The sequence below is a fragment of the Candidatus Cardinium hertigii genome (assembly GCF_050864915.1).
GTDB lineage: Bacteria > Bacteroidota > Bacteroidia > Cytophagales > Amoebophilaceae > Cardinium > Cardinium hertigii_D.
In genome coordinates, this window is sequence record NZ_JBOZWY010000002.1 from 40,767 (window position 1) to 53,865 (window position 13,099).

10 protein-coding genes and 1 pseudogene are annotated in these 13,099 nt (G+C 37.2%); 10 read left to right on the forward strand and 1 reads right to left on the reverse strand.

What is annotated here, in order from left to right; all coding sequences use genetic code 11:
* Positions 1–9 precede the first annotated feature (9 nt).
* The 5 genes from ACRRVD_RS01385 to ACRRVD_RS01405 all read left to right on the forward strand — a co-directional run bounded on the left by ACRRVD_RS01385 (position 10) and on the right by ACRRVD_RS01405 (position 6,046).
* Positions 10–1,290, forward strand: a complete 1,281-nt coding sequence (locus ACRRVD_RS01385) for a SufB/SufD family protein (protein ID WP_432461391.1) — start codon at positions 10–12, stop codon at positions 1,288–1,290.
* Positions 1,291–1,325: 35 nt separating this feature from the next.
* Positions 1,326–2,576, forward strand: coding sequence for an aminotransferase class V-fold PLP-dependent enzyme (locus ACRRVD_RS01390; protein ID WP_432461552.1), 1,251 nt, complete (start codon positions 1,326–1,328; stop codon positions 2,574–2,576).
* The gene (locus ACRRVD_RS01395; protein WP_432461392.1) at positions 2,557–3,006 is read left to right on the forward strand and encodes a SufE family protein; all 450 of its coding nucleotides are present in this window, start codon (positions 2,557–2,559) and stop codon (positions 3,004–3,006) included. Before ACRRVD_RS01390 ends, ACRRVD_RS01395 begins: the two co-directional genes overlap by 20 nt.
* A 28-nt stretch (positions 3,007–3,034) precedes the next feature.
* Positions 3,035–4,522 carry a replicative DNA helicase gene (gene dnaB, locus ACRRVD_RS01400; protein WP_432461393.1) on the forward strand — a complete coding sequence of 496 codons (1,488 nt, stop codon included), beginning with the start codon at positions 3,035–3,037 and terminating at the stop codon, positions 4,520–4,522.
* 285 nt (positions 4,523–4,807) lie between these two features.
* Positions 4,808–6,046, forward strand: a complete 1,239-nt coding sequence (locus ACRRVD_RS01405; RefSeq protein WP_432461394.1) for an MFS transporter — start codon at positions 4,808–4,810, stop codon at positions 6,044–6,046.
* 260 nt (positions 6,047–6,306) lie between these two features.
* On the opposite strand, the gene ACRRVD_RS01410 is transcribed toward ACRRVD_RS01405, so the two are convergent.
* A complete protein-coding gene (locus ACRRVD_RS01410) occupies positions 6,307–6,840 on the reverse strand; it encodes a hypothetical protein (RefSeq protein ID WP_432461395.1) in 534 nt (177 codons plus the stop codon).
* A gap of 640 nt (positions 6,841–7,480) precedes the next feature.
* On the opposite strand from ACRRVD_RS01410, the gene mutL reads away from it, so the two are divergent.
* The 5 genes and pseudogenes from mutL to atpE all read left to right on the forward strand — a co-directional run bounded on the left by mutL (position 7,481) and on the right by atpE (position 13,072).
* Complete coding sequence (gene mutL, locus ACRRVD_RS01415) at positions 7,481–9,277, forward strand: DNA mismatch repair endonuclease MutL (RefSeq protein WP_432461396.1); 1,797 nt, start codon at positions 7,481–7,483, stop codon at positions 9,275–9,277.
* A gap of 59 nt (positions 9,278–9,336) precedes the next feature.
* Positions 9,337–9,423: pseudogene (locus ACRRVD_RS01420) on the forward strand (IS6 family transposase); the annotation flags it as partial.
* Positions 9,424–9,600: 177 nt separating this feature from the next.
* Entirely contained in the window at positions 9,601–11,598 is a 1,998-nt protein-coding gene (locus tag ACRRVD_RS01425) for a putative porin (RefSeq protein ID WP_432461397.1), read from the forward strand.
* 88 nt (positions 11,599–11,686) lie between these two features.
* Positions 11,687–12,781, forward strand: a complete 1,095-nt coding sequence (gene atpB / locus ACRRVD_RS01430) for a F0F1 ATP synthase subunit A (protein WP_432461398.1) — start codon at positions 11,687–11,689, stop codon at positions 12,779–12,781.
* A 66-nt stretch (positions 12,782–12,847) separates the two neighbouring features.
* Positions 12,848–13,072 (forward strand): ATP synthase F0 subunit C, encoded by a 225-nt coding sequence (atpE, locus tag ACRRVD_RS01435; RefSeq protein ID WP_034576826.1) that lies wholly within the window; start codon positions 12,848–12,850, stop codon positions 13,070–13,072.
* Positions 13,073–13,099 lie beyond the last annotated feature (27 nt).

Below are 13,099 nucleotides of genomic sequence, written 5' to 3' on the forward strand. Positions count from 1 at the left end.
TTACCATCTATGAAGGCATTTACAAATTGGTTGACAGATATTTTTAAAAATCTTTCTCTTACGGATCCTTTCTATGCAGAAAGACTATGGGCATTTCATAGGCTCAACCAGCCTGGTTTTATAACCAGCCAAAGAGAACACTATAACAACCTGCGTGAAATGGTTGAGTTATGGATCCATCAGCCCTACGGCTATCCCATAGCTAAGCAAACTTGTTCCCCAGTGGAAGTAGGTGGATATGCTGATGTAATCCAAAGTGTAACGCTTACTTTTGTAGATGGAATATACGTCCCATCGGATTTTCATGGTCTCCCTCAGGGCGTGCAGTTGCACAAGTTACTAGATCTGCCACTGCTAAAACAGAAAGAGGTACTAACGGCTTATATGGATGATATTCGGTCGAGTGATGATTTATTTGTCCTATTGAATAGAATGTTGTCTCAAGAGAGCTATCTACTGGAGGTTACAGCAGATATACAAAAAGCGATTGTCCTGCAACATATTTTGACCGATTCTGCCCGCCATGTAGTACCTCAGCTGATGATTAGCGTAAGCCAAGCCAGTAAAGCAACCATAATAGAAAATTGGTATACCTTATCGCATAAGCCGCATGCTTTGGTCAACTATTTTACCCATATTTTATTAGAAGAAGCGGCCCATCTATCGTATCATACCCTTTATACAGATGCCCCATCTTGTTACCAATTCAATACCCTCTATTGCAATCAAAAAGCGCATACCACGTTTACCCATCATACCTTCGCCTTTGGTACTGCTATGTTGCGCATGCATCTTAAGGCGCAAATGCATGGTAGTCATGCCCGTGCTATGCTATATGGGTTATCAACACTTGGTGTAAAAGAAAAAGCAGCGCACCAGATCCAAGTGATCCATAGTGAACCGCATAGCTTTAGCCAACAACAGTATAAATCCATCTTAGGTGATCAGTCAACAGGCAGTTTCAGTGGTAAAATTTACCTCACAGCTGCCGCACAGAAAACCAATGCTTATCAAACCAATAATGCCCTTATTCTATCCGATGCGGCGCACCATTATGCCAAACCACAATTAGAAATCTATGCAGATGATGTCAAATGTTCGCATGGTGCAACGACTGGACAATTGGATCCTGCACAACTATTCTATTTGCAATCACGTGGCATACCAGCTCCTTTAGCCAAAAGATTATTATTGGAAGCGTTTGGTAGCAGCATCATTGCTTCTGTTTCTTTACCGATATTACAAGATTATGTATACGATAAGCTCGTAGCAAAGCTTGTAAAATTGTAGTATATTTTTGCTATTAACCTACTAAATTGCCCTCGATGTTTTCTGCTCGTCCCTTAGATATAGATCAAATTAGGGCTTTTTTCCCTATTCTAAATCAGAAAGTTTATAACAAACCGCTGGTCTATTTTGACAATGCTGCTACCGTCCATAAGCCTTTTTCAGTTATAGATACTGCGTGCCATTTTTATCAGAAGGATAATGCCAATATCCATCGTGGGATGCATGCCTTAGCTGCTCGTGCCACTACCGCTTTAGAGCAAACCCGTTCTGCGGTGCAAAAATTTGTACATGCGGCTGAGGTAGAAAATATTGTTTTTACTTCAGGTACTACAGAAGGTATCAACTTAATTGCATCCACTTATGGCGCGATGGCAGTGGGTGAAGGGGATGAAGTAGTTATTTCTGAAATGGAACATCACGCCAACCTCATTCCTTGGCAATTGCTTTGCAAACGGAAAAAGGCTACTTTAAAGGTGATCCCTATAGACGATACAGGACAATTGGATCTAACCCATTGTACCTTTTCGCCCCGCACCAAAATCGTTACACTAACCTATGTGTCCAATACATTGGGCACCATTAATCCCATTAAAACCATTATAGACCAAGCACATCAAGAAGGTGCCATTGTCGTCATCGATGGCGCACAGGCCGTGCCCCATATGCCCATTAATGTTACCGACTTAGATTGTGACTTTTTTGTCTTTTCTGCCCATAAGGTGTATGGTCTAACTGGGTTGGGCATTCTATATGGCAAAAAAAAGTGGTTAGAAAGGATGCCGCCCTACCAAACAGGTGGCGGGATGGTCCAACAAGTTACCCTAACAGAAGTGCGCTATCATGCTCCTCCTTATAAATTTGAAACAGGGACACCACCATTGGCTTCAATTATCTCTTTTTCAGAAGCACTCAAGTTTATTTCAAGTGTAGGGTATACGAAACTAGCTGCTCATGAAGAAAGCTTACTTGCTTACGCATTGGCTGGTTTGGCTCGTATGCCAGAAGTAAGATTGGTCGGAACGACCAGCCATAAAGTACCTATTATTGCCTTTAATTTGACTAATATGCACCATTTAGATGTAGGTCTATTTTTAGATGCCGAAGGTATTGCTGTTCGTACAGGCCATTGTTGTACGCAGCCACTTATGCAAAGATTTGGGATAGACGGTGTAGTCCGCATTTCTTTTGCGGTCTATAATACCATTGAAGAAATTGATCTATTTTTAGAGACATTGCAACAAATTATTCATAAAGGAAAGCGCTCATATGGTAAAAATAGCATGTAAGACCATTCATCAACATCAAGAGCAAATCATAGATGCCTTTAGCACTTTCTCGGGTGATAGAGTCGCTATGCTAGACTACCTTACTGATTTAGGCCATACATTAGCCCCTATCGATCCGTTATATAAGACAGACCACTATTTGGTACAAGGCTGTATGTCTAAGGTATGGGTAGTCGATACACTTATAGCAGAACGACTATTTTTTCAAGCAGACAGCAATACGGCCATTACAAAAGGGTTAATTAGTTTGTTATTGAAGGTATTGTCTGGCCAATTTATGCAAGATATTATAGAGGCAGATCTCTATTTTATAGAAGCGATTGGCATAAACACATTGATCGGATTTCAGCGTGCTAGTGGGTTGGCACATATGATTAAAACCGTGAAAATAAGAGCTTTAGCAAATAATCCAATCATCTGTCATGCCTAATTTTGGGCTGGTTTAAGTATCATCTATTATGACCACGTATACTAAAAACTTAGAAGTAGAACCATCTAGTCTTTCTACGACTGACACGCTCGCAGTCAATGCAAAATATCCTCCCCACGCTTTAGATTTAGAAGAAGGGGTGTTAGGTGCATTGATGCTAGAAAAAGAGGCCCTAGTGAGTGTTATTGATCTTTTACGACCTGAGAGTTTCTATAAAGAATCTCATCAAGAAATCTATCGAGCCATAGTACGACTGTTTAATGACTCAGAACCAGTAGATATGCTTACAGTAGTCAATCAGTTGCGTAAAGATGGTAAATTAGCTGCAGTAGGGGGAAGCTATTATGTAAGTTACCTAACCACACGTATTAGTTCTTCAGCCAATATCGAATTTCATGCTAGAGCTATTTTAGAATATGCCATGCGCAGAAGGTTAATAGAAATTTCTATTATGGTTCAGAAGTATGCCTACGATCCTACTATGGATGTGTTCAATACGTTAGATCGTACCGAACAAGCACTATTTGAGGTTTCTGATGGAAATATTCGCAAACGTTATCTAGAAATGCGTTCATTATTGGTAGAAGCTTTTGATAGTTTGTCCAATCGTCGTACATCTGCCAATGGACTTACCGGTATCCCCAGTGGGTTTACTGCTTTAGATCGTGTTACCTCTGGTTGGCAAAAGTTTGATTTAATTATTATTGCCGCTAGACCTGGTATGGGTAAAACTGCTTTTGTACTTTCTGCTTTACGCAATGCAGCTATAGACCATAAGACACCTGTAGCTATTTTTTCTTTAGAGATGGGAGCATTACAATTGGTAAATCGATTGATCTCATCTGAGGCAGAACTAGCTGGTGAAAAAATAAAACAAGGTAAACTAATGGATCATGAGTGGGAACAATTGCTTCATAAGACAGCTGCTCTCTCCAATGCCCCGATTTATGTAGATGATACGCCTGCACTATCCGTTTTTGAATTGCGTACCAAATGCAGAAGACTTAAGGCTAAGCATAATATTCAGCTAGTGGTTATTGACTATTTACAGCTCATGTCTGGCGATGCCCATAGAGGGGGAGGCAATCGTGAGCAAGAGATTGCTTCGATTTCACGTGCACTGAAAAGTATAGCCAAAGAATTGGATATTGCTGTGGTAGCACTTTCTCAATTAAGTCGAGCGGTAGAAACCCGTGGAGGAAGCAAACGGCCTCAATTATCTGATTTACGTGAATCTGGTTCTATTGAACAGGATGCAGATCTAGTTTTGTTTTTATATAGACCAGAATATTATGGATTAACAGAGGATGAATTAGGTAATCCTACACACGGTTTGGCAGAAGTTATTATCGCGAAGCATCGGAATGGTGCATTAGATCAGGTTCATCTGCAATTTATGGGACGATATATGAAATTTATGGATGCGGATATGCCTCCTTCTATCGGTCAACCGGAACAATTTGTCATTCGTTCGAGCAAAGCGAATGGATTAAATGACACATTTGAATTGTTCTAGGCGATGTGTTATAAATTCTGTTTGGTTCTCCCCTGTTTGTTGTAAAGAAAATACTATTTATTTGTGAAGTTTGAACAGAAACGCTACAAAAATAATTTATAAAAAAATGAAAGCTATATAGTATAACTCATATTCCGCAGCAGAAAATATTTATATATAATATTATTTTTTACTGATATAGAATTTTTTATTCGAATAATAAATTTTTCAAAAAATTAAACTATAATTTTTACTTTCTGTAAGATCAAATATTGACTTCTACACAATCAAATTTTCATTTCTACAATGGCAGATCGACAGAAGCCACTTTTATCTAAAGAACAACTATGTATAGGAGTGGCAAATCTCTTGATCCATTTTGATAATGCGTTATATGGTTACTTGGTACCGATTATGGCACCTCTTTTTTTCCCCCAAAAAGAGCTATTGGTCCAATTGATATGGGGCTATAGCCCTTTTGTTATTTCCTTTGTCGCCAAGCCTTTTGGTCTCCTCTTTTTTAGCAATATGGCCCACCATAAAAAAGAAATGGTTGTATTGCGTTATACCCTTTTGGGTATAGGGATCAGTTTAATGGGGATAGGCTGTTTGCCCACCTATACAGAGGGCTCCCTATGGACTGTTGTGTTATTGTGGTTCGCTAGGGCTTGCGCAGAATTATGTGCAGCTGGCGCATATAATATTTCCAAAATCTACCTACTGAAAGATGTAACCCTGCAACAGGCTAAAAGGCTAGCACCATTTTATGAAGTTGCTTCAATGATGGGTATTTTATTAGCTGGTGCCGTAAGTATTTGTTTTGCATGGATCGATGATCCACTTCCATATTGGCGTTTGCCCTTTTTAATAGCTGCCTTATCTACGTTATGCAACATTCTTTTTTTTAGCAAAAAAGCAACAGAAACGGGAAAAAAATCCAACTTTATGGCGCCAAAAGCATGCGCCTATCTACCACTTTGGAAAGCACGTAAAGCCATTATGCGCATCGCTATAGTTTCTGGCTTTGGTTACGTAGCCTATACGATTCCCTTTCTTTTTATGAGTAGTTTTGTGCCTATGGTTACTACCGTTACCTATAGAACTATGATGGAATACCTCCCCATCTTTATGGTATTGGATATCTTGCTCATGAGCTGGATCGGTAAGGTTGGTCAAAGATATGACCACAATAACCTTATGGGAGTAGCCAGTGGTCTAATCGCTTTATCTATTATTCCCCTTTTTGCAGGATTACAAAACGCTTCTATATTTTATATAATAGTAGTACATTGTTGGCTCATTTTTTTAGGAGTTGTTTTTAGCTGTTTTTTGACCATTTGGTCAAAAGAACAAGTAGCTATAGAAACACCTTATACTACCATAGGATTGGCTACCGTATTGGGTACCAGTTTATTTGGTAAATCTGCTACTGCCATTTGTTTCTATCTTTTTCATAGCTATCATAGCCCTATAGCACCTGCCTGTTATGTAGCTTTCTTGGCTTTTCTGGCTACACTGGTTATGGCTGACTCTGCATCAGAATAAGATTGGGGGTTATAAGACGGCTCTGTCGCGTCTGTATTTGATTTTATATAGTTTTCTCCCTTGTCTTAAATTTTGAGACCGTTGCAATATATTTTTAGATTTTAGGATAAAAAAGTCAGATGAAATTTTATTAAATACCTGAACTCTGGATTAGAGTTCAGGTTCCCAGAGCATTCTCCACATTTGTAGGATAACAATAAACATGATTTTATTTATCATATTGTATCAAGGAAGCAGATAGCTCATCAACTGGTAAGTCATCAACAAAGAAAATATTCATCTTGTTCAGAATAGAGATAACTATCTATATCACCTTTAGGATCCCACTCACCATCGGAAAATTCATCTTTATGACTATCACAATCAACCTCTTCTTGCAAATCATCTGTTTGGATCGCTATGCTACAAGTGCTAACCTCTTCTTTCAGATCATCTGTTTGGATCGCTATGCTACAAGTTCCAACCTCTTCTTTCAGATCATCTGTAAGCGCCACTACTACTTGAGATAACTCACTTGGATTTGAGTCAACTACTCGTTGTATAGCACCATTATAGATAACCCCACTATCGTGCGCTTCTTTTATAGAAGAAGCGCACCTAAGATGATCCCTTGATGGCTCATTAAATAATCTAAAATTGGGATCCAAACGATTTTGAATTGCTTTTGCACGAAAGTCATGTGCATCTTTATTACAGTTAAAAGCAAATAAAAATGTACCCATAGTAGATAAAAATAGGCTTCTGCCAATATTTCCTTTGCGTATTAATTTTACTTTGTTTATATTGCGGTGCATGTAAATTTATTTTTTATTAACATATAAAATTTTAAACCAGCCCCACAAAATAGATTTTTCCTAACCGTCATTTTGCAGATCGCATTGTGCCCATTGGGTAAATAATCCATTTGCTATATGTGAGCTGGAATTAAAACAAACGGATCAAAAATATATAATATATAACGCATCATAAAGCGCTATATATAAAAACCATTACTTATATAGAAAGTAGGTCTCCAAACGAGCTGATAAAAGAGGTTATATCAAATCCTTCCAAATAACCTTAAAAATAAAAAAACTAGGAAGTACAGTTTGTCCTTTATTTTCCTAGAAAGGATTATCTTTCATAGCTAAAAGCCATAACTTTATGGTACGAAAAAAAACTAGAAGCTGCAAGCTTATATAGCTTTTTACAAAAACTTGTCCAACCGTTGACAGCCTCTTTTTACGACAAAGCGTTTTTATAATGTTTTATGCTCAGCTATTATATTGTGCAAAACAGCATGTTTAATTTTTTCGATCACATGCAGTAAAAAGCAACACCATATGGCATAATAGCCAACCATATAATTACAATAAGTAGTTAAAGTCCAACCTATTGGGCAAATAGAATTTGTTTTTATATCGCACATATCCTTGATCCTATTCAATTACTACCATGCATACCATTCACCTGCTTTCTGACTTACTGATTAATCAAATAGCAGCTGGAGAAGTAGTGCAACGCCCTGCTTCTGTAGTCAAAGAACTACTAGATAACGCAATAGATGCAGGAAGTAAAAACATAAAAATTATTATAAAAAATTCTGGTAAACAACTTATCCAAGTGATTGACGATGGGATAGGAATGGATGAAATTGATGCTCGAATGTGTTTTGAAAAGCATGCTACATCCAAGATTGCCCATACAGATGATTTATCTAAAATCCAAACTATGGGTTTTAGAGGAGAGGCGATGGCCTCTATTGCAGCGGTAGCACAAGTAGAAATGGAAACCCGTTTACACGAAGCAACTACTGGAGTTTTTATTGCTATAGAGGGATCTAAAATCAAAAAACAGGAAGCAATCGCTACATCACCAGGGACTAAGATTAGTGTAAAAAATCTATTTTATAACGTTCCAGCACGAAGAAACTTTTTAAAATCTAATCCAGTAGAATTTAAACATATCCTAGAAGAAGTCCAACATGCAGCACTTGCTAGAACAGAAATTGGATGGAAACTCTACCACAATGATATAGAAATATATAACCTATCAACAGAAAAATTAAGCCATAGAATGGTGCATCTCTTTGGAGAAAGTTATAAAAAACAACTGATACCCTGTAAAGAAACTACCAATATTGTGGCTATACAAGGCTATATCGGAAAACCAGAACAAGCAAAAAAAACAAGAGGAGAACAGTTTTTATTTGTAAACCAGCGCTTTGTAAAAAGTTCATTTTTAAATCATGCAATTAAATATGCATACGATAGACTGTTACCAGCAGATAGTTTCCCCTTTTATGCCATCTATTTAACCATTGACCCTCAACTAATTGATATAAATGTACATCCTACTAAAACAGAGATTAAATTTCAAGATGAAAAAGCACTTTATGCAATTTTGCAAGCAGCGATTAAAAAAAGTTTAGCTACCCATCATGTAGTCGATTCTTTAGATTTTGAACAAGATACTAATTTTTCTTTGCTGCGTTTTAGCAATCCTATCCAAGTAGAATCAGCCTCTACACATTCAACAAAAGAACGAAATTATACACAATTTAAAGTAGATGGTTCTACTACATCCCTTACATCACCTAAAGATTGGCAAAGTTTATTTCCGGATCACAAAGCAGAGACTGAAACTTCTTCTTTAAGCCAAAACATTGGAACGGTTCATTACGAAGAGGGAGCAGGTAAATCTATACAACTGTATACCAGCTATATTATAGTTCAAGTACAGTCTGGTGCACTGTTAATTGATCAACAAGCGGCTCATGAACGGGTGCTGTATGATAAATTTATAGACCACTTTCAAAATAAAAATGGTGCATCGCAACAGTTACTTATGCCAGAATATCTAAGCGTAAACAGTGTAGATTATATGGTTCTATTAGACAATAAAGCTATTTTGCGTTCATTGGGCTTTATCATTGATCCATTTGGGGAATCTACTATTATTATTCATGGCTGTCCAGCTGAACTAAAACAGCATTCAGCAAAGCAATTATTAGAAGGAGTAATAGAACAACTTAAATGGAACAACAACAAGCAAAAATTAGAAATTTCAGAATGTTTTATCAGAGCATTAGCCAAAAAAGCCAGTATACCACATGGTATAAAACTAAATGGAATCGAGATAGACGCACTGTTGGCACAACTATTTTCATCTACTAATACCATGTATACACCAGATGGAAGAAAAATATGTGCCAAGTTATCAAAAGACAATTTTGCAAGTTTGCTTAAATAACCGCTACGTGATATCCACCCATGCCATTGGAAGAGATGATGCCTATGAGAGGCGCAAAGATAGAAAATATTAGAATAATTCAAAAAAGACAATTAATCGGAACTAAAAAACAGGTATCTACTTTTGAGAACTTCGCTAAGCTTATGTTATGGCCGCATAATAACCAAACTTTAACACTAAGGAGAAACCTATACAAAATCAACTACAGACGCGACAGAGCCAATAAAATTCCTATTTTTTTAGTCCAATTTTTTTAGTCCACTATACCATGGTAGCTCCATACAAGTCATTATATTTGTAACTTCAGTATTAAAAATATTAATATGGCAAATCTTTCGATTGAGTGGCGGTATAATCTATTTCTTTTGGTTTTTATCCTATCATTTAGTGCCTATGGAAGTGAAAAAGCAGAAGAAGTTTTTGAAAAAACGGAAGAAAAAAAGGTAGAAGCCAGTACTACTTTTTTTATAACACCACGTGCCGTAAAACAAAATTACAGAAAGTATCACCGCATCGACCGATCGGTCACTAAGATGGACCATTTTACAGCTGCAGAACGTCATCACTACAATTTTCAAGATCTTGGTAATCACTGGACAGCCGCTCAACATCTATTTTACAGGTTACCGCAGCATATAGGTGCAATCTATGGCTTTTCAGCCTATGACTTTTACTTTCAATCACCTCAAGACATACGTTACTACTCTACTGCCAAAGCATATGCCTATTTTAATATTGTACTGGCCAATTTAGGTAGTTTCTTCTTTGATGGCTGTTACACCCAACGGCTGCTTGAAAACTGGCACATAGGGATCAATTTGCATGGTGCTATGACAGAAAAAGAATGGCCCCATAGCAAAGATGATAAAATCATCAACAGCTTTCCCCATTTTGATATTTTTACCCATATTAAAAGTTCAGATGAGCGCTATCATCTATTTATGAGTGGGTCGAATAAGCAGTATCTGACCAAAGAAACGGGGGGCGTACGTTCAACGAAAGATAAAGATCAATTTAAGTTTGATGAAAAAAGTCCAAGTAAACGGTATGCCTCTTCTTTTCCTTTGTTAGAAGAGGCATATATGCAAAACAAAATAGACAAAAAAGTAATGCATAAAGATCTTAGACATAATTTTTACCTCTACCATCATTACGAGTTCAGTAAACCACTACAATTATACCATGAGTTGAACTATAACCGTACAAAAAATCTATGTACCATTAAAAATTTAGACAAAACAGTACTGGGGTTTATCTCTGAAGAAGACCATGAAGATGGTAAAGAGGAAGACCGTGTGGCCATAAAATCCGTTGGCCATGAAATAGGCATTAAAGGAGATATAGAACAACCTAATCTATTCTATGCAGTACATTATAAAATCCAATCCATTGATCTAGCATATAACTTCTCTGGGAATGATGCAAAAACATATGATCGTCGTTTAAAGGACGAAAAAGCAGCAAAAGAACACTACCTGGGAGCTAATACACGGTTGCACTTTACCAACCATCGTACGCTTTATGTAGATGGCGCTTATCTATTGGAAAAAGGAGGCTATCATAGATTAAACATAGCTTACCAAGATAAATTTTTAAAAGTTTCCTGTCATACGATTAAGCATAAGGTGCCTTACATAGTATCCTATGGTTACAGCAGACACAGGTTATGGAATAAGGATTTTGTAGCCCCATCTGCAGAAGCAATAGATACAGCAGTATGGTATAAATGGCCTCATATAAGCATCCATCCCATTTTATCGCTTAAAAAGCTAAACAACTATATTTGCTACCGCAAGGCCATACTACCAAATAGAACCGACCATTGTATATCGGAGCCTATACAGGTCACTACCCCTATTTACCTCTTTTCTTTAGAGGGGAACTTAAATTTTTCCTTCTTTTCCTATTTCCATTTTGATCAGAATATTACCATACAATGGGATATCAGCAAGGGAAAAAAAAATTTTCAAGGCTATATACCCCCCTATATGTACACAGGTCGTTATTATTATGCACACCAGCCCTACGATAAAAAGATGGATATAGAAACAGGTGTCAATGTGCATTTTAAAGAGCTTTACTATGGAGATGGTTACGATGTAATCGCACAGCAATTTTACCGCCAAAACCAATTTGCTACACAAGGACGCCCAATTATAGACTTATTTTACAATATCCGTATTAATAACTTAAAAGTTTCTTTGAAATACAGCTTTATCAACGATTTTATGCATAAGCCATCTGCCTACTTTGCCACACCATTTTATCCTGGACTTAAAAAGGCAGCAGACATTGGTATCCATTGGTCTTTTTTTGATTAATGGTCTATATTTACAGTAGTGTGCCAAAGTTAAATAGATGATCACGTAATATTTTTTTGAAAAATTCCTTGCAACTGCGTACCTTAGCATGGATAAATATTTATCTTTTAAGCCGCGACCGCTTATGTTACCGTATAGATTATTTAGCCTATTTCATGCCATGCTAAAGGAACAAATGGGATCAAAAAAAGTTGCTTGGGTAAAATACCTATTGGCTTTTATCCTATCTTGGCCATCTTTTAGTGGCCATGCCACAGCGCCACAAGCTGAAAATTCAGTTATGGAGCATGTTGCAGATGCGCATAGTTGGCACTTTGCCAGCATTGCTGGAAAACATATTGAACTATACCTACCCGTTATACTGTATTCTTCAGATAAAGGTATAGAATGTTTCTCCTCTGCCCATTTTTATGGTGAAAACCACCAGCCTACTCCATTTCGTGGCTACTTTCTTTCGAATCAAAAAATTCATTCTCTAGATCCAAGCCGATCTGTCTTAGATCTGTCCATTACAAAAAACATAGCTGCTATGTTTTTAAGTATGACACTCCTAATAAGCGGACTGCTATGGATGGCAAACAGCTATCGGCGGGCCCCACTTGCTCCACCCAAAGGATGGTTGGCTTGTATAGATTTGATCATATCTTTTATAAAAAATGAAATAGCCATGCCTAATATAGCCCCGCAACACTGTAGAAGATTTTTACCTTATCTATTAACCATTTTTTGCTTTATATGGCTTAATAATCTCTTGGGACTATTGCCAGGTGGTGCCAATGTAACAGGAAGCATTTCAGTTACATTGGTGCTGGCTGCTTTTACCATGCTTACCACTATTTTCAACGGTAACAAATCCTATTGGCGCCATATATTTAAGCCAGAAGGGGTACCAAATTGGTTGTTGCCTATAATGATTCCAGTAGAAATTTTGGGGATTTTAACGAAGTTTTTTTCTCTTATGCTCCGGTTATTCGCCAATATTACAGCAGGGCACATTATTTTATTAAGTATTATAGGACTTGTTTTTAGCATGAAAAGTATATCTATTGGCTTTATAGTCAGTGTACCTTTTGGAACCTTTATGTTTTTGCTCAAATTGCTCGTTGCATTTTTACAAGCCTATGTTTTTACACTGCTCTCTGCCATTTATCTGGGACAAGCTGTTGATGAAGGCAACCATTAATAGGGTTGTATTGGTTAATATTTTATATATTTACCTATCCTCTTTAACAATTAAACAAAATTTTTTATGTTGGTTCTATTAGATTTATTTAGTGCGGGTATTGGTGCAGGTATTATTGCCTTAGGCGCAGGCATTGGGATTGGTAAAATTGGAGCCGCTGCAATGGAAGCTATAGGCAGACAGCCAGAGATGAGCGGAAAGATTCAAACTGCGATGATTATTGCTTGTGCACTTATTGAAGGGGTTGCGCTATTTGGCGTACTAATTTGTCTTTTAATCGCTACCAAATAGTATGGTTTTAGTCAACTTGGCTAGTCT

Bases quoted from the DNA above. Each gene is read 5' to 3' on its own strand.
- ACRRVD_RS01410 (WP_432461395.1), bottom strand. From the start codon at position 6,840: ATGCACCGCAATATAAACAAAGTAAAATTAATACGCAAAGGAAATATT.
- ACRRVD_RS01395 (WP_432461392.1), top strand. From the start codon at position 2,557: ATGGTAAAAATAGCATGTAAGACCATTCATCAACATCAAGAGCAAATC.
- ACRRVD_RS01405 (WP_432461394.1), top strand. From the start codon at position 4,808: ATGGCAGATCGACAGAAGCCACTTTTATCTAAAGAACAACTATGTATA.
- atpB (WP_432461398.1), top strand. From the start codon at position 11,687: ATGGATAAATATTTATCTTTTAAGCCGCGACCGCTTATGTTACCGTAT.
- dnaB (WP_432461393.1), top strand. From the start codon at position 3,035: ATGACCACGTATACTAAAAACTTAGAAGTAGAACCATCTAGTCTTTCT.
- ACRRVD_RS01390 (WP_432461552.1), top strand. From the start codon at position 1,326: ATGTTTTCTGCTCGTCCCTTAGATATAGATCAAATTAGGGCTTTTTTC.
- atpE (WP_034576826.1), top strand. From the start codon at position 12,848: ATGTTGGTTCTATTAGATTTATTTAGTGCGGGTATTGGTGCAGGTATT.
- ACRRVD_RS01425 (WP_432461397.1), top strand. From the start codon at position 9,601: ATGGCAAATCTTTCGATTGAGTGGCGGTATAATCTATTTCTTTTGGTT.
- mutL (WP_432461396.1), top strand. From the start codon at position 7,481: ATGCATACCATTCACCTGCTTTCTGACTTACTGATTAATCAAATAGCA.
- ACRRVD_RS01385 (WP_432461391.1), top strand. From the start codon at position 10: ATGAAGGCATTTACAAATTGGTTGACAGATATTTTTAAAAATCTTTCT.